13 protein-coding genes and 1 pseudogene are annotated in these 17,464 nt (G+C 68.6%); 10 read left to right on the forward strand and 4 right to left on the reverse strand.

Features of this window, described 5'->3' with window-relative positions; all coding sequences use genetic code 11:
- Positions 1-51: 51 nt before the first annotated feature.
- The gene (locus AAG689_RS24610; RefSeq protein ID WP_406624191.1) at positions 52-1,068 is read left to right on the forward strand and encodes a tail fiber domain-containing protein; all 1,017 of its coding nucleotides are present in this window, start codon (positions 52-54) and stop codon (positions 1,066-1,068) included.
- Positions 1,065-2,948 (forward strand): IPTL-CTERM sorting domain-containing protein, encoded by a 1,884-nt coding sequence (locus AAG689_RS24615; RefSeq protein ID WP_406624192.1) that lies wholly within the window; start codon positions 1,065-1,067, stop codon positions 2,946-2,948. Before AAG689_RS24610 ends, AAG689_RS24615 begins: the two co-directional genes overlap by 4 nt.
- Before the next feature lie 71 nt (positions 2,949-3,019).
- On the opposite strand, the gene AAG689_RS24620 is transcribed toward AAG689_RS24615, so the two are convergent.
- Genes AAG689_RS24620 through AAG689_RS24630 form a run of 3 tightly spaced genes read right to left on the reverse strand, consistent with a single transcriptional unit; the run spans position 3,020 to position 6,003 of the window.
- Positions 3,020-3,757, reverse strand: a complete 738-nt coding sequence (locus AAG689_RS24620) for an alanyl-tRNA editing protein (RefSeq protein WP_406624193.1) — start codon at positions 3,755-3,757, stop codon at positions 3,020-3,022.
- Positions 3,758-3,796: 39 nt separating this feature from the next.
- The gene (locus AAG689_RS24625; protein WP_406624194.1) at positions 3,797-4,897 is read right to left on the reverse strand and encodes a helix-turn-helix transcriptional regulator; all 1,101 of its coding nucleotides are present in this window, start codon (positions 4,895-4,897) and stop codon (positions 3,797-3,799) included.
- 5 nt (positions 4,898-4,902) lie between these two features.
- A complete protein-coding gene (locus AAG689_RS24630; protein ID WP_406624195.1) occupies positions 4,903-6,003 on the reverse strand; it encodes a helix-turn-helix transcriptional regulator in 1,101 nt (366 codons plus the stop codon).
- A gap of 239 nt (positions 6,004-6,242) precedes the next feature.
- Here AAG689_RS24630 and AAG689_RS24635 point away from each other — a divergent pair, with 239 nt between their 5' ends.
- The 8 genes and pseudogenes from AAG689_RS24635 to AAG689_RS24670 all read left to right on the forward strand — a co-directional run bounded on the left by AAG689_RS24635 (position 6,243) and on the right by AAG689_RS24670 (position 16,683).
- Positions 6,243-6,701, forward strand: a complete 459-nt coding sequence (locus tag AAG689_RS24635) for a hypothetical protein (protein ID WP_406624196.1) — start codon at positions 6,243-6,245, stop codon at positions 6,699-6,701.
- Complete coding sequence (locus tag AAG689_RS24640) at positions 6,698-9,721, forward strand: C1 family peptidase (protein ID WP_406624197.1); 3,024 nt, start codon at positions 6,698-6,700, stop codon at positions 9,719-9,721. Before AAG689_RS24635 ends, AAG689_RS24640 begins: the two co-directional genes overlap by 4 nt.
- Entirely contained in the window at positions 9,721-10,329 is a 609-nt protein-coding gene (locus AAG689_RS24645) for a hypothetical protein (RefSeq protein WP_406624198.1), read from the forward strand. Before AAG689_RS24640 ends, AAG689_RS24645 begins: the two co-directional genes overlap by 1 nt.
- 95 nt (positions 10,330-10,424) lie before the next feature.
- The gene (locus AAG689_RS24650) at positions 10,425-11,099 is read left to right on the forward strand and encodes a DUF1566 domain-containing protein (RefSeq protein ID WP_406624199.1); all 675 of its coding nucleotides are present in this window, start codon (positions 10,425-10,427) and stop codon (positions 11,097-11,099) included.
- 48 nt (positions 11,100-11,147) lie between these two features.
- Positions 11,148-11,594 (forward strand): annotated as a pseudogene (locus AAG689_RS24655) (DUF1566 domain-containing protein); the annotation flags it as partial.
- A gap of 81 nt (positions 11,595-11,675) precedes the next feature.
- Positions 11,676-13,583: an IPTL-CTERM sorting domain-containing protein gene (locus tag AAG689_RS24660; RefSeq protein WP_406626402.1), complete on the forward strand. Its 1,908-nt coding sequence runs from the start codon at positions 11,676-11,678 to the stop codon at positions 13,581-13,583.
- 69 nt (positions 13,584-13,652) lie between these two features.
- Entirely contained in the window at positions 13,653-15,809 is a 2,157-nt protein-coding gene (locus tag AAG689_RS24665) for a hypothetical protein (RefSeq protein WP_406624200.1), read from the forward strand.
- A gap of 52 nt (positions 15,810-15,861) precedes the next feature.
- Positions 15,862-16,683: a creatininase family protein gene (locus AAG689_RS24670; RefSeq protein WP_406624201.1), complete on the forward strand. Its 822-nt coding sequence runs from the start codon at positions 15,862-15,864 to the stop codon at positions 16,681-16,683.
- A gap of 58 nt (positions 16,684-16,741) precedes the next feature.
- On the opposite strand, the gene AAG689_RS24675 is transcribed toward AAG689_RS24670, so the two are convergent.
- Positions 16,742-17,413 (reverse strand): histidine phosphatase family protein, encoded by a 672-nt coding sequence (locus tag AAG689_RS24675; RefSeq protein ID WP_020229912.1) that lies wholly within the window; start codon positions 17,411-17,413, stop codon positions 16,742-16,744.
- Positions 17,414-17,464 lie beyond the last annotated feature (51 nt).

The raw sequence follows: 17,464 nt of genomic DNA on the forward strand, positions 1-17,464 counted from the left end.
CTCCGTTCACGGACGCTTGCCATGCCTGCTGCCCTCACCCGCTCGACGATCATGTCCACCGCTCTGTGCGCGGCTGCTGCCTGGGTCCATGCCCAGTCACCCGACCCGCTGTTTACCGTGCGCGATGGCGGCGGCACGGCGCGGGCCAGTGTGCATGGCACGGGCGCCCTGTACGTGGGCGGGGCTTATGACAACACCGTATTCACTCCTGTGGCGCCGGTGGAGGGGGCGGGCACTCGCCTGGTCTGGGTTCCCGAAAAAGCGGCCTTTCGAGTAGGGCAGGTCACTGGCACGCAGTGGGACAGCGCGAACTTGGGCGACTACTCGTTCGCCGCCGGGCTGGATACGCGGGCCCTGGGCGCCCATGCAGTGGCATTCGGCAACGGCTCCGTCGCGGCAGGTGGCGCCTCGTTCGCCGCCGGGGACACGAATACCGCCAGCGGTGCAGCCTCCGTTGCGCTGGGCTACCACGCGCATACCAATGCCCGGCAGGGCAGTTTCGTGTTTAGCGACCGCTCCAGCATGGACGAGGTACGGGCAGGCGTGAACCACTCCGCCAACTGGCGCGTCAGTGGAGGCTTTCGCATCTTCACCTCGTCTAATCTGTCCACCGGTGTGACCATCCAGTCGGGCGCCTCGGTAAGCAACTGGGGGCAGGCGAGCGCGGTGATCTCCACCTCTACCGGGGCCATGCTCACCACTGGTGGGGTGTGGCAGAACGTATCGGATGTGAATCGCAAGCACCTGTTCGCACCGGTGGATGGCGAGGCGGTGCTGGCCCGCTTGCGCTCAGTGCCCATCCAGGAGTGGAGCTATCGCGCCGAACCGGACGAGGTGCGCCATCTGGGACCCACCTCGCAGGACTTCCGCGCGGCATTCGGTCTGGGCCAGGACGACAAGAGCATCGGCACGGTAGATGCCGACGGCGTGGCGCTTGCCGGCGTGCAGGCGCTGGACGCGCGGACGCTGCGCCAGGGCGACGAGATCGCCGCGCTGCGCGCCGAGAACCAGGCGCTGCGCGAGCGGCTGGCCGCCATCGAGCGCGCGCTGGGCGCGGCTGGTCAATGAAGGCCCTGGCTGCTGTAGCGCTGCTGGCCGTGGGCGCGGCGCAGGCCGCTGTGGAGGTGGCGCCGGGCGCCACGGTCGAGATCGCGTCGCCGGGCGCGGTCGCCCTGCATTGCGGCGCGCTCGACGTGCACGGTGCGCTGGCCCTGCTCGGTGGCAGTGTGGAAGAGGCGGGTGACGTGGCCATCGCCGTGGGCGCTTCGGTGGCCGTGACCACCGGGACTCTGGAGGTGGGTGGTAGCTGGAGCAATGCGGGCAGCTTTGGCGCGGGAGCCGGCACGATCGCTTTCTCGGATGGCTGCTCGTCCGCGCCGGCCGTGCTGACCGGCGCCAACGCCTTCCATCACCTCGTGCTGACCAGTGCGGCGGGGCGCAGCTTCGTCTTCCCGCCGGGAGCCGACACCACAGTCTCTGGTTCGCTGACCCTGGCAGGCACGGGTGGAACGCCGATCCAGGTCGAGTCTTCTGGCGGGGGCGATGCGACCATCGCCCTGGGCCCTGCGGCATGGCGCATGCAAACGAATGCGCATGTGGCAGCGGACGTGCACTTCACCGGCGGCGCCGCTCCAGGCGCGCCCGCGAACGTGGTTGCCACGCCCGTGCCGGGCGGCGGCCAGGCCACCGTGTCCTGGTCGGCTCCCTCCATCAGCGGCGGCAGCGCCATCACGGGCTATACCGTCACGGGGTCGCCTGGCGGCTCTTGTACGGCCGGGCCGGCCGACACCAGTTGCCTCGTCGCAGGCCTGACCAATGGCGTGGCCTATACCTTCATCGTCGCGGCCAGCAACGATTCCGGCCCGGGTACGCCTTCCGGCCCCAGCAGCCCTGTCACAACCCAGGGGGCGCAGGCCATCACCTTCCCCAACCCCGGCAGCCAGACCTTCGGCACTGCGCCTGTGCTGTCTGCCAGCGCCACTTCGCTGCTGCCCGTGGCGTTCGCCTCCGTCACGCCCGCCGTATGCACGGTGTCGGGCAGCACGGTCACGCTGCGGGCATCGGGTACCTGCACCATTGAGGCCACCCAGCCCGGCAACCCGGCCTGGGCCGGTGCCGCGCCGGTGCAGCAGAGCTTCCCGGTCCAAGCCATAGCACCCGGCGCCCCCACGGGTGTGGCGGCAGTGCCGGGTAATGCCCAGGCATCCGTGCACTGGACGGAGCCCGCTGCCAATGGCGGCGGTATCACCGGCTATGCGGTGCAGGCCGTGCAGGACCCCGCCAGAACCTGCGCCGTTGCGCCGCCGCTCACCCAATGCACCGTGCACGGACTGGAGAACGGGCGCACCTACACCTTCACGGTGCGGGCCATCAACGACGCGGGCGGCACCGGATCGGCCCCGTCCAACCCCGTCACGCCGCTGGCCGATGCCAAGGCGTTCGCGGCCGAGTCCCCTACGGGCACGGGCTCCGTGTCGGTGAGCGTGGCCGGCGGCGGCGCCTGCGCGTTCGAGCGCGTGCAGCTGCTGCCCGCTGCCAGCGCCAGCACGCCGCTGCCGCAGGGCCTGGAACTGCCGCACGGCTTGCTGGACTTCGTGCTGCACGGCTGCGACGCGACGGCCGTCACGGTGACCGTCGCCTACCCCAGCGCGCTGCCGCAGGGCGTGCGCTACTGGAAGCTGCATGGCGGCGCCTGGGCCCCGTTCAGCGGCGCCCAGGCCAGCCCTGGCTCCACCACGGCCATGCTCACGCTGTACGACGGCGGCCCTGGCGACGATGACGGCGTGCCCACACCCAACGGCCGCATCGTGGACCCCGGCGGCGTGGGCGCGATGGCGGCCGGCGGCGCAGCCAGCATCCCCGCGCTGTCGCCGTGGGCGTTGGCACTGCTGGCGCTGCTGCTGGGTTGGCGTGGTCGCCGCCGACTCCGTTCGGGCGGCCGGGTTTGAAGTGAAATAGGCCTGCAGCGCTTGACTGGAAAGCGCAGGCCGCTATGAAAAACGGGGTGGCCCACCGGCCGTCAGGCCATGCCCAACACCACGCGCCGTGCCATGGCGCCCTTCTTCTCGATCTTGGCGACCACCACCGCGCCGATCTCGCCCGTGCGCGCCACGTGCGTGCCGCCGCAGGGCTGCAGGTCGATCTGCGTGCCGGCGCTGCCCACGCGCACCGTGCGCACCACGCCCGTGCCGCGCGGGGGCTGCACGCTCATGCTCTTGACGAACTGGGGGCTGGCGTCCAGCTCGGCGTCGGTGATCTCGCCGATGGCCACGGCGTGGTCCTCGGCCACCAGGCGGGCGATGGCGGCGGTGAGCTGGTCCTTGTCCAGCGCGCCGTCCATGTGGAAGTCCATGCGCGCGTAGTCCGGCGTGATCGAACAGCCGTTCACCGGCTGCGCGACGATGTGGCACAGCAGGTGCGTGGTGGTGTGAAAGCGCATGAGCCGATGGCGCCGCTCCCAGTCGATGCGCGCCGTCACCGCGTCGCCCACAGCCAGGCCCGGGGCCTGCCCGGGCGCGGCCAGGTGCACGATGCCGGCCGTGGGCTGGCCGTCGGCATCCTTGCCCTTGCGCGTGTCGGCGATGGGCAGCAGGCTGCCGTCCGCGCGCACCAGCACGCCGGCGTCGCCGGCCTGGCCTCCGCCCAGGGGGTAGAACACGGTGCGGTCCAGCACCACGCCGCCGTCGGGCGTGAGCGCGGTGACGCGGGCGCTGCATTCGCGCAGGTAGCTGTCTTGGCGGAAGAGGTCGTGGGTCATGGAGAGCGATGGTACGCCGGGGCCCGGCGCGTGCCGCGCTCAGGCCTGGAGGGTCCGCACCAACTGCACCACGTCCAACTGCCGGTGGCAGCCCGTCTTGCGCAGCAGGTTGCGCAAATGCGTGCGCGCCGTGTGCCAGTTGCACCCCTGGGCCAGCGCGAAGTCCTTCACCGACAGCCCCCGGCTCAGCGCCAGCGCCAGGTGCGCCTCGGTCTGCGACAGGCCCAGCCGCTGCGCCAACTGCGCGCACGCCATCCCCGGATCGGGCGGCAGCCACGCCAGCAGGGCCATCGGCTCGCCCCGGTGCCACGCGGCCAGCGCATGCGTGGCCTGCAAGGGCAGCACGTTCATCCACAGCGCGGGGCCCGTTTGCGGCACGCTCACGCTGCCCGCGCCGGGCAGCGGCGCGCAGGCCGCCGCCACCCGGGCCGCCAGGGCCTGCTGCGCGGGTGGATGCACGGCCTCCAGCCGGCCATGGCGCACCGCCAGGCCGTGGCCCGCGTCCTCCAGGGTGCGGCGGGCTGGAGCGTTCAGGTAGTGCAGTTTGCAGGTGGCATCCACCACCGCCACGGCCTGGGGCAGGGCGTCCAGCCCCGCGATGCCCAGGGCGGCCTGGCCGGCCGTGGCTGCCATGCGGTGGCGCAGCCGCGTGGCCCGCAGCAAGTCCGGCATGATCCGTTCGATCAACTGGCGGTCTTTTCTGCCCCAGGCCTTGTGATCCACGGGACGCACGATGGTCAGGAAGTCGCGCGTTTCGCCCGTGTCGAACAGCGGCACGCTGAATGTGTTGCGGTAGCCGATGGAGGGCAGCCACTCGTTGTAGATGAAGCTGCGCGAAAGCTCCCTGGGCGTGAACCGCTCGTTGTCGAACATGGGCTCGCCCACGGCTAAGCCCATGACCAGGGGCAGGCGCTCATCGTGCTGCGCATGGTGCCGCTCGTATTCGAGCACCGCATCGGGCGGCAGCGCCTCGTTCTGGCAGCTTTGCACCACTGCCATGCTGCGCGTATCCACCGTGAAGTGATAGAACAGCCCGCCCTCGGTGGCGCGGCGGATCGCGTCCAGGCCCTGATACCAGCCATCGGGATGCAAGGCGCCTTCGTACAGCAGCGCGGCAATGGATGGTGCGTCGTGCCGCATGGAGCTCATCCCAGCGCCAGCACCCGCTGCACCAGCTCGGCCTGGCCGCTGCAGCCCGTCTTGCGCAGCAGGTTGCGCAAATGCGTGCGCACCGTGTGCCAGCTGGTTCCCCGCTGCGCGCCGAAGCCCTTGACCGTGCCGCCCTCCACCAGGTACAGCGCCAGGCGGGCCTCGGTGAGGGTCAGGCCCAGGGCGACCTGCAGCCGCGCGACGCTGGCATCGCCGCCGCGCCACGTCACCAGCGCCAGGGGCACGGCCCGCCAGGCCGCCGCCAGCGGGTGCGTGGCCTGCAGCGGCAGCACCTGCAGCACCGGCCCGCCGCCGTCCGCCTGCAGGCGCAGCGTGCCCGCCATGCGCGGCAGGCCGCCCGCGCCGCAGGCCGCCGCCACCAGGCGCGCCAGTTGCTCCTGCGCGGCCGGTGCGGCGCAGCGCAGCCGGCCATGCGCCACCGCCAGGCCCAGGGGCAGCGCCAGCGCCGCCTCGGCCGCCGCGTTCAGGTAGCGCACGTGGCACTGCGGCCCCAGCACCGCCACGCAGTGGGCCAGCGCATCCAGCGCGGCCATGCCCAGCGCCGCCTCGGCAGCCAGCCGGCGGGATGCGTGGCGCATCCGGTTCGCGCGCACCAGGTGCGGTGCCCAGTGCCGCAGCAGCGCGTGCTCCCGCTCGCCATAGGGCCGCTGATCGGCGTGGCGCATGATGCCCATCACCTCATGCGCGTCTTCGCCGCTGCGCATGCCCACGGCGGCGGTATGCCGCAGGTCCACGCTGGCCAGAAACTCCGCATAGATGGGCGCGCGCAGGAACGTGCCGCCATCGAACCGTTCGTGGTCCAGCAGCAGCCCGCCCTCGCGCAGGTCCAGCATCCCGGGCATGCGCACGTCCAGCGCGGCGAAATGCGTTTCGTACTCCCGCTGCTTGGCGGGCAGCAGCGCCTCGTCGGACAGCCATGCCGCCACGGTGCCCACGCGCATGTCGTCGCGGCACACGGTGATCTGGTGAAACGCATGCGCATCCACCGCCTGGCTGACCGCGCGCAGTGCCTGCCCCCAGTCCTGGGGCATCAGCACGCCGTCGTACAACTGGTCGGTGATCGATTCGATCGACAAGGAGCCTCCCCTCTCCCGTTGGCGTTTTCATGGCGCCGCGCCTACCTCATTTGCGGTATGGCGCTCGGCGCGTGTCTTGGCGATAGTTGCACAAACGTCAGTAGATGCAACCAATGGTGAGGGAAATCCATGAGAAACGCGTCCGTTGCCAAGGCAATGCATTTCCAGCAATGGGGCGCTGATGGGCCTGCCGCGAAAAGTGGCCGATGTGTCCGTCGATGGAGCGATTTGGAGGGCCTATGCACGACATCGGCTTGAAGGATGCTTTCGACATCTACCAGAAGCAGAGCGACAGCCTGCACAAGCTCTGGACCTATTTCCAGGTGGTATCGCTGGCGGTCGTGGGCGTAGCCGTGGGCAGCGAGAAGGCCCAGTGGGTCGACAACGCCTACGTGCTGATAGGAGTGAGCTACGCCGTGTTTGCGGCAGCCAATCTGACCGGGGTCTTCTATTCGCAGCAGGAACTGCAGCGGTATGGAGATGCCGTCAACTCCGCCGCGGCCGCCAGCGGGCCGCTGGGCCGGCAACTGCACATCCGCGCGATGAAGCCATGGATGGTGGCGGCGTTCCATATCGCGGCCGCGCTCATCGTGCTGGCGGCCCTTTGCATGGCATCGGTGGCAAAACCCGCCGACCGCGGCGGCTGCAAGGCGGCGGCGGTTTCGCGCCCAGGTGTTTTTCCAGGAGATGCACCATGACGGTACTGGTCTTGCAGGTTCCCGATCCGAGAAATGACACGGACGGCATCAGGAGCGATGACATACAGCCCCTCGGCGCGAAACAAGACCTGGCACGATTGCGCTCGCTTTTGGGGCTGCCGGCCGCTGCTCCGTTGCAAGAGGTCTTCACCCGGCTGAGCCAGTTCCACACCGGGCGAGGCATGGTGGCCGACGGAGTGGCTGGCCCCTTCACCTGGAACCTGCTGGAGCGGCGCGACAAGGACAGCGGCGTGCTGACGCGGCAAGAAGGCTGTACCTGGCTGGCATGCCTGCCGCCCGAGCGGCTGGTCAAGATGTTCCCGTACACCCAGCCCAGGAACCTGCAGATATACGCCCCCTACGTGTTCGCCGCCCTCGACGTGGCGGGCTACGGTCCCGGCAGTGCCAAGGGCCGCGCCATGTGCAGCATGGCGCTGGCGACCATCCGCGCCGAAACGGAGGGTTTTGTTCCCATCTCCGAAGGCGTGTCGCGCTTCAACACACCGCCGGGCGGCCCGCCTTTTGCGCTGTACGACAAACGCCGCAGCCTGGGCAACACCCAGGCGGGCGACGGCGACCGCTACAAGGGCCGGGGCTTCGTGCAACTCACCGGCAGGAACAATTACACCGAACTGGGTAAGTGCATCAACCTGCCGCTCGACTACTTGCCCTACCTGGCCAACCAGCCCGAAGTGGCTGCCGTGCTGCTCGTCGCCTACTTGCAGCAGAGCGAGGCTGCGATTCTGGCGGCGCTCGGGCAAGACGGCGAGGCCGGCTGGAAGGCCGCCCGCAAGCTCGTCAACGGTGGCACGCACGGGCTGGACCGCTTCAGCAGCGCCCTGCGGCTGTGGAACCAGCATATCGCCCCCGCGATGAGCGAGAGCCAGGCTCGGGCGCAAGGCACCGCGTCCTACGCCCGCCGGGGCCTGGAAGGCCCTGCCACCCTGGGCGGCTTCATGCTGCCCGTGCGCAGCGACCCCGTCGACCTGCGCGACCTGCCCTATCGCCCCTCCGTCGTCAGCCTGCCCTCGCAATTCCCGCCCGACCAGGATATCGCCAAGTTCTTTCCCGACTACGTCGAACTCGTGCGCGACCAGGGCCGGGAAGGCTCCTGCACCGGCTTCGGGCTGGCGGGCGTCATCAACTACCTGCGCTTTCGCGCCTGCGGGACGCAGGCCGAACGCAGGCAACTGGCCTCCGTCAGTCCCCGCATGCTGTACGAGTTCGCGCGCCGGTACGACGAATTCGAAGGCCATGACGAAGAAGGCTCCAACTGCCGGGGGGCGCTCAAGGGCTGGCACAAGCATGGCGTGTGCATGGAGAGCGACTGGAAGTACCACGATGATCCCGTGCCCTCGCACCCCCAGTGGGCGCAGCGCGCCGCGGGCATCAGCCTGGGCGTGTACTACCGCATCGACAAAGGCAATCTGGTGGACATGCAGGCCGCCATCCGCGACGTAGGGGCCATTTTCGCCTCTGCCTATGTGCACGCGGGGTGGGACAAGCAACTGCACGCCAGCCCCGTGACCGCCGCGTGGTGCCACAAGAACCTGCCCGTCCTGGATTACCGGCGCCACCGCACGCCGCGCCATGGCGCTCACGCCTTCGCGCTGGTGGGCTATAACGAAGATGGCTTCATCGTGCAGAACTCCTGGGGCCGATGCTGGGGACTGCACGGCTTTGCGGTGCTGCGCTACGAGGACTGGCTGGACAACGGCATGGACGCCTGGGTGGCCGCCACCGGCGTACCCGGCGTCGTCAACAACGTGGGCGGCAGCGCAGCGGGTGCGGGCATGCCGATGGCCGGCCACCAGGCCGGGGCCGGGCTGGATCACTGCCTGGTGCTCGACAGGGGCATTGCCACACCGCAGGGCAGCGCCGACAGCCTGTCCGGCCGCGGGCTGGGGGAACTGGCCGAGCAGCGCCCCCGCCAATGGTTCGAGAAGTGGCGAAAAGAGCACCCGGACGAACCCGCCCGCCTGGTGATCTATGCCCACGGCGGCCTCAATAGCAAAGAAGACGGCCTCAAGCGCGCGACCCACATGCTCGACGCGTTCCTGGCCAATGGCTGCTACCCCATCTTCCTCGTCTGGAAAACCGGTTTTTGTGAAACCCTGGGCCACTTGATGTCCAACCTCGTGTGGGGCAAGCCTCGCGCCGAGATGGAGCGCGCTGGCAACGGGTTCACCGATGCGCTCAACAAGCTGGCCGATAACGCCACCGACCCCGTCCTCGAAACCGCCCTCCGGTACCCAGGCAGGGCGTTCTGGAGCGACATGAAGCATTCCGCGGCCCTCGCCGCCAGCCGATCCGGCGGCCTGACCGATCTGGCCGAAAGCATCAAGACCCTGCGCGCCCAGGTGCCCGGCTTGCAAGTGCACCTGATCGGCCATTCGGCGGGGAGCATCCTGCTCGGGCGCATGCCCGCATTGCTGCGCGAACGCAGGGTGGACGTACACGGCGCCCACCTCTACGCGCCCGCCTGCACCGTAGAGTTCGCCAACGAAACCTGGCTTACCCACGCCGGCAGATACAAGGAAGGCAGCGGCAACTTCCCCCTGCATCTGAGCATGCTGCACGACACGCTGGAGCAAAGCGACAGCGTGGCCAAGGTCTACCGTAAATCCCTGCTGTACCTCGTGGCCCGCTCCTTCGAGGAAGTCGAGCGCACCCCCCTGCTGGGCATGCACGGCGCGTGGGACCGCTCCGCGCTGTTCCACAGTTGGAGCTCCGACGAACGCACGCAGCAAGTGCTGGGCGACTTCGACCGATCCGTGCAATACCTGCGCCGTACGGGCGGTCTGCTCTGCTACCCCTGGTTGACCAACCAGAAGACCTTCAAACGGACGGATGCAAACGGCCACCCGGTCAAGGCGAACAGCCATTCGATGAAGCAATGCGAAATCGACACCACGCACGGCTCGTTCGACGAAGACGCCCTGGGCGTGCTGCGCACCATCCAGGCCATTCGCGGCACGGATCTGCTCCATCGCGAGATCGACCTGTCGGAGGTGCCGTGATGCAGGAGATGAAAAAAACAGACGGATGGGGCAAGCTGGAAATCGCCGGGAAAATCGTCGCGGCCATTTTGATATCGCCTGCCATCGCCTATCTGGGATACGAAGTCTCCCGGCTGAACAAGCAGCGAGAGGGCGAAATCAAGTTCGTGGAACTGGCCGCCAATATCCTTGCAAAGGAACCCGACCCTGACCAGAGCAAGGGCTCCAAGGGCGTGCGGCAGTGGTCTGTCGACGTCATCGACAGATATTCAGGGGTGCCCATGCCGAAGGAGGTCGCGGATGCCGTGGTCAATGACGTGGCGCTCCCGATCAAAACGGTCGAAGCGTCTGGAGCGAACGCCTGGGCCGTGGTTTTCGGCGCGGACAAGTCGGTGAAAGAGGCCCAGGATGAAATTAAAAGAGCCAATGGCGCGGGTATCACGGGCGGCCAGATATTTTTCAGGGCCGGCTCCTACCGGAGCGTGAAAGTCTATGACTTCCGCCCTGATGCGCAGGAAGGGCTGAAAAAGGCGAGGGCAATACGGTCGGATGCATACCTCGTCAACATGGCGACATGGTGCCCTGTCAGCAAGGATAACGGCGGCTACCTTGTGTGCGAGGGTCGCTAATTATTGGCGAATCAATAAGGGGCAGAAAGCCATGGCGTACTTGCCGTTGGTGAACCTGCCTCCCGGTCTTCCATTAATTCCATGAGTAATTTTTCATGAACCATTTTCTGACAAGCCTCTCCCAGGACCGCCCCGCAGCTTGGCTGCACCGCGTGACCATGGCCGCCGCCGTGGCAGCCCTGCTCCCCGCCTGGGCCGCAGCCCAGGCCACGGCCCCGCTCAACGACACTGGTGTCCCGTGCCACGTTGCGTGCAATGATGCCAATTACCCCGGTCAGGACGGACGCTACGGCCGCGATGCCGCACAGGCCCGAGGCGTCTTGTCCAAAGCTGGTGATGGCGTGGCTGCCTTTGATTTCACCGCCTTGGATGCCAGTGGCACCGTCACGACCACGCTAGGGAGTCACAAATGTGTTTATGACAATGTCACCGGCTTGCTATGGTCTTCCGAGAGAAATTTAACTAGTAATTGGACTGACGCTGTGAATGCGGCGAGTATTCATGAGCGGTGTGGTCGAAATTCCGGGTGGCGCCTTCCTACACGACGCGAATTGCTATCTATTGTATATCGCGGGGTTCTGAATCCTGCTATTGATGGAGATTACTTTCCCAATACAGGTACGGGAACCGGCAATAGATACTATACGGCTGATGAATATGCTCCTGATACATCTGAGGTGTGGACTGTGGAATTTTATAGTGGCGGTGCGGGCTGGCGTCCAAAAAATCTTCAGGACCACTCTCGTTTTGTGAGAAGTGGGCTTGATTGATTGTGGGGCTTTGTCAATGGCAGGTGATGGGATTTATGTGATATGGTTATGTCTATTCGCACTTATTTTTTACTGATTTTTGCTGCGGTTTGCTCAAATTTCTCGTGGGCAGCCCCTTTTATAGATAACGGAGATGGCACCGTCACTGATTTGGCTACCGGCCTTGTCTGGGACCAATGTGCTTGGGGGCAAAGCGGCAGCACTTGTATTGGCACTGCCAGTCCTCACAATTGGGGGGAAGCACTTGCCGTTACTCAGGGTGCCAATGCCAGTCATTACAAGGGATTTTCTGATTGGCGTCTGCCTAATGTCAATGAGCTGGAGTCATTGGTAAAAATAGAAGCCCATGCTCCAGCCATCGATTTGGCGGCTTTTCCAAATACTCCTCCCGATGTGTTTTGGTCATCCACTAATTATTGGATTCAATCTGCTTGGGCGATCGATTTTAATAATGGTGGGATGACAGCCTGGGGTTCTGCTGATCCCTATCGGATCCGCCTTGTGCGAAAGGGTCAGCCTTTCGCTGCCTTGGATTCCTTGGATATCACGGCACCTGCAATCACCGCAGGCCCCACGGTGACGCCCGGCACCAATGGCACCACGGCCAACGCCAGTGTGACGGTGAACGAAGACGGCATCGGCTTGTGGCAGGTGCGCGCCGCCGCCGACACCGCCCCCGATGCCGCCACGCTGCTGAATCTGGGTGTGGAGCAACAGGTGGAACTGACGGCAGGCGTGCAAGCCGCCATCAGCGCCAGCGGCCTAACAGCGGGCACGGCCTACGCGCTGTATTTCATCGCGCGCGACGTAGCGGGCAATGCGACGGATGTGGTGCAGGTGGACTTCACCACACCCAATGTGCCCGATGCCCCCACGGGCGTGACCGCCACGCCCGGCGCTGCGGGCAGCGGAGAGGTCACGGTGAACTGGACGGCCCCCGCCGACAACGGCAGCGCTATCACCGGCTTCACCGTCTCGCCGGCGGGCACGGGGTTGCCTTGCACGGCATCGCCTTGCGCCATTTCGGGCCTTGCCAATGCCACGCAGCACAGCTTTACCGTGCAGGCGGTCAACGGCGTAGGGGCTGGCGCGGTGTCCAACGTCAGCACCGCCGTGTGGCTGCAAGGCGTGCAGGCCATCACCTTCCTGGCACAGACCGCGGCAAGCCGGGCCTACACGCAGGGCGGCACCTTCGCCATCGACCCCCAGGCCAGCACCACGTCGCCCCTGGCGGTGAGCTACGGCAGCCAGGATGCTGCGGTTTGCACGGTGTCGGGCACTACTGTCACCATGGCCGGCGCAGGTGCCTGCGTGATCGAGGCAACTCAGGCGGGCAGCGATGCCTGGGCGGCCGCCGCGCCGGTCACGCAAACCGTCACCATCGGCCAGGGGGTGAACGCCATCACTTTTCCGGCGCAGGCGGGCCAAACCTTTGTGGCGAGCGGCACGTTCGTCATCGGCCCGGCAGCCACGGGCCTGTCCAGCGCGGCGGTCACATACAGCAGCTTGACCCCCGGCGTCTGCTCGGTGGCTGGCGCGACAGTGACCATGGTCAGCGCGGGCACTTGTACGTTGGCCGCGAACCAGGCGGGCGATGCGAACTGGGGCACTGCGCCGCAGGCCACGCAAACTGTGCAGATCGTCCCCACCGCCCCCGGTGCCCCCACCAACGTGCAGGCCACGCCCACCGCCAGCGGCGCGGTCACGGTGAGCTGGACGCCGCCCGCCAACGACGGCGGCGGCATCACCCAATACACCGTGACGGCGCTGGTGAACGGCCAGCCCAGCGGCCAGGGCTGCACGGCCGCGCCGCCCGCCACCAGTTGCACGGTGACGGGGCTGCAGGACGGGGTGACCTACACCTTCACCGTGCAGGCCGAGAACGGCGCGGGCAGCACCGCGTCGCCCGCGCCCACCAACCCGGCCACGCCGCTGGTGGATGCCAAGGCATTCTCGGCCTTGTCGCCCACGGGTTCGGGCACCGTGTCGGTAGCCGTTGCGGGCGGCGGCGCCACCTGCGCGTTCGAGAGCGTGCAACTGATATCCGCCGCTGGCGCCGGCGCGCCCGCGACCCGCAGCTTCCCGCACGGGGTGGTGGACTTCGTGCTGCATGCCTGCGACACGACGCCCGTCACGGTCACCGTCACCTACCCCGGCGCGCTGCCCCAGGGCGCGCAGTACTGGAAGCGCCAGGGCGGCGCCTGGGTGCCGTTCGCGGGCGCCGTGCTGGGTGCGAATACGGCGGTGCTGACGCTGGTGGACGGCGGCGCGGGCGATGACGACGGCGTGGCCACGCCCAACGGCCGCATCGTCGATCCCGGCGGGGTGTCGGTGCTGGCGGCGGCGGGGCCGGGCGGGGTAGCGGCCATTCCCACGCTGTCGCAATGGGGGCTGGTGGTGTTGGCAGTGGCGCTGTCCCTGCTGGCATGGCGGGGCCGCCGGGGCCCGGGCTGCATGCGCTCGCATGAAGTATCAAAAAGATAGCTGCTTGCGCTTGAAACGCAAGGGCTAGAGGCCAATAACACTTCAATCTTCCGTTGGGAAATTTTCACCATGCAGCACACAAGTGGCAGCCCGCGCCGGGCTTGCTGGACCAAGGCCGTGGCGGGGGCGGGCATCGTGCTCGGCCACTCGCTTGCGGGGGCGCAGTTCTCGGAGTTCTCGGATGCACAGGCGCAGCCGCCATCCCCATCGCAAGGGCCGGGCCTGGAGGCCGCGGTGCAGGAGATAGGCACGGCGGTGCAGCGCGCGTTTGGCGCGTTGGGGCGCTTGCTGGGCGGGCAGGACGCGGCGCTGGCCGCGCTGGTGAAGGAGGGCAAATGGGAGGAGGCGCAGCAGATGTACCTGTCGGGCCAGGCCGACTACGACCAGTCCGAGGAGGCGCGCGCATCGGTGCTGCGCATCGCGCAGCACCTGCATGCGGCGTCGGCTTCGGCGGACGAGGCCCTGCTGGCCGATCTGAATGCTGTGCCTGCCCGGGCGGCCGATGCCGCGCGGTGGCCAGCAATCTCGGACGCCTTGAAGACGGCATCGGAACGCGTGCGCGAGGTGGAGGCGCACCCCGTGCTGGGCCAGCCGCCGTACCAGCCGCCGGGTCTGGGGGCACTGCGGCAGGCGAAGCAGGCGGCCGAGGTCGCGTTGCAGGCCGCGCGGCCCGCACAGTTCGCGGCCTATGACCATGCGGCGGCGGTGCCGTTCTTCGATGCCTACCCCTTGGCCACGGACGCGGGTGAGCGCCAGCGGCTGCTGGTGGAGCAGTTCGGCGCGCTGCGCCAGCAGGTGGAGTCCGCGCCGCTGGAGCGGGCTGGGCGGTTGCTGAAGGCCTTGGGGCCGCAGGTGGCCGACGGCGGGCAGCGCGACCTGCTGGCGCGCGCATGGCAGGCTGCCTACGTGCGCGAGCATGGCGGCGGGCCGCTGCGCCTGCGCCAGCGGATGGAGATGGCTGCGGCGCTGGATGCATGGCTGCCTGGCCACGGGCTGCGGCCCCGCTGGGCCGTGGCGGCGTGGCAGGGCAGCGGCTCGTCCAGACTGCAGGTGCTGAAAGGCACGCTGGATGCCCAGGTGCTGGAGGCTGCGCCCGGCGCCAGCGTGGCGCAATGGGCGGAGCGGGCGCGGGGGCAGGGCTTCGACGTGCTGGTGCTGGAGCGCGCCGCGCCGGTCGTGCACCACGCGGCGCCCACGGGCTACGGGGCGCAGCCGGGCCGCTACGTGGAGCGGCACGATTCCCGGCCCAACCCCGAGGTGGCGCAACTGCGCGCGCAACTGGCGTCGGCCGAAAGCGATCTGCGGCAGGCGCAGCAGGCCCAGCGCGATGCCGAGGCGCAGATCCGGCAGATGTCGCGCAGCGCTACGTCCGGCGGCATGGCGGCGCTGGCCCTGCTGGGGGCGGGGGGCGTGGCCTTTGGCACGGCCGCTGCGGAAAGCCGGGTCAGCGAGCTGCGTTCGGCCCTGGCGCGCACCCCTGCCACGGTGACCGAACCCGTTTACCGCGACTACCAGCGCAGGACGATGGTGGAAAGCCTGGTCGTCGTCGCGCCGCTGGCGCTGTACACGGTGGACGTGCAGGGCGGCCAGGCGGCGCGCCTGGTGGCGCTGGATGCGCAGACGGGTGACCGCGAGGCCGTGGTGGAGTGGGCGCCGAAGGACGATTCCGTCCGCCCGCCCGGCCCCCAGGACCGGACGGGCTGGATCGACGCGCGCGTGGCGGCGGCCACGGCGCTGCCCGCCGCGGTCACGCGGCAAAGCCTGGCCGATGGCCTGGACAAGGCACCCATCGCCCTGGACGGCCTGGACGCGGCCATGCAGGAGGACGAGCGCGCCGCCAGGGCATTTGCCGAGCAGCAGGTCGCCGCGCTGCAGCAGCGCGCGGCATCTGCGCAGGCCAGCGCCCCGGCGGCCAACGCCCCGCGCCCATGGGAGGCCGGGGCGGGCGCTGCGCGGCAGGATCAGGCCAGGGGCGGTTCCGCTGCCGTGTCGTGTACGGATGCAGGATTGATGGCCCGCTTCGGGCCGGAAATCGAGCGCATTGGGGCGAGCGCCAGCGGCATGGGGATTTGCCAGGCCAGCCGCGCCGCCGCCGATCTGTTTGGGCGCATAGCGCAGACCCTGGCGCGGGAATGCACGAATGAGCCTGGCATCGCCGAGTTTCGGCAGAGCATGGAGCAGTCGCGCAAGGAGGCGCTGGAGACAGCGGCGGGAAGCTGCGGCTGATTTCGAGCGCGTGCCGTGGAAGGACGGTGGCGCCTGCCGCTACCATCCGCGCATGCCCCATCCCTCCCGCTTCTGGTCCGACCTGTCCACGCACGATTTTTCCGAGGCCATGGCTTCGGGCCTCGCGGCGCGGACGGTGGCGGTGCTGCCCGTGGCCGCCGTGGAGCAGCACGGCCCGCACCTGCCGCTGCACGTGGACGCCACGCTGCTGCAGGGCGTGATCGACGCGGCGCTGCCGCTGCTGCCGGTCGATCTGCCGGCGCTGTTCCTGCCGCCTATGACCGTGGGGCTGTCGACAGAGCATCTCTCTTATCCCGGCACGCTCACGCTCTCGCCCGCCACGCTGATCGCGCTGTGGTGCGAGCTGGGCGCCTGCGTGGCGCGCGCGGGGGTGAAGAAGCTGCTGCTGTTCAACGGCCACGGCGGCAACGTGGCGGCCATGGACATCGTGGCGCGCGAGCTGCGCCAGCGCCACGGGCTGCTGGTGTACAGCGCGAGCTGGTTCAGCCTGCCTCTGCCCGAGGCCGTGCAGGGCCTGTTCAGCGCCGCGGAGCACCGCTTCGGCATCCACGGCGGGGAGATCGAGACGTCGATGATGCTGCACCTCGCGCCGCACACGGTGCACATGGAGCGCGCACGCGACTGGCGCTCCACCTCGCAGGACCGCGCCGAGGCGCACGCCATCCTGGGCAACGGCAAGAGCGCCAAGATGGGCTGGGCCATGGAGGACTACCACCCGGCGGGCGCCGTGGGCAACGCGGCTGCGGCCACGGCCGACAAGGGCCGCGCGGTGGTGCAGGCGGCGGGCGAGGCACTGGCGCGGCTGTTGGGCGAGCTGCATGCGCTGCCGCCCGGGACGGTGGCGAAAATCTAAGAGAAATTTGCCTCCAGCGCTTACCAGTCAAGCGCATGCAGCTCTCCTAATGAGAGCGTCAGGCGTGCGTCGCCCAGCCCCGGTGCTCGTCCGTGTCCAGGTGCGGCAGGGTGTTGAAGGTCTGCAGCATCAGGCGCTTGGGCGAGATGGAGAACTCCGTCACCGCGCTGTTGCGGATGCGCATGTTCAGCGCGATGGTGGCCTCGGGCGGGGTGGAGAGCACCAGGCCCACGGCGGTGGAGATGGGGCCGCCGCTGGAGACCAGCAGCACGTTCTGCCCCGCATGGCGCTGGCGCACGTGCTCCAGCGCGTCGCGCACGCCGCCGGAGAATTCCACCCAGCTCGGCATGCCGGCGGGGCTGATGGTGCCGGCCATCCACTGCGCCAGCGCGTCGCACAGCAGGCGGAAGTGCTGGCGATACAGCTCGGGCGTATCGGGCCGGGGTAGCGGCGCGGGGTGGATGGCGTGGATCAGGGCATGGCTGTCGTATTCGTTCAGGCCGGGCAGGCACAGCGGCTCGGGCGCGGCCTGCAGGCCTTCGGCGATGCCCTCGAACGTCTGCGCGTGGCGGCGCAGCGTGCCGCTGAGCACGGCGTCGAAGCGCAGGCCGCGCTCGCGCCAATAAGTGCCCAGGCGCACCGCCTGCTCGCGGCCGCGCGCGCTCAGCTGGTCGTAGTCGTCCGCGCCGAACGAGGCCTGGCCGTGGCGCACGAGGTAGAGGGTTCCCATGGGCCGCGATTGTGGTCAAAAGGGCCGCCAGCGCTTGTCACGCGGGTGACC

The sequence above is a fragment of the Acidovorax sp. SDU_ACID1 genome (assembly GCF_045291395.1).
Lineage (GTDB): Bacteria > Pseudomonadota > Gammaproteobacteria > Burkholderiales > Burkholderiaceae_C > MR-S7.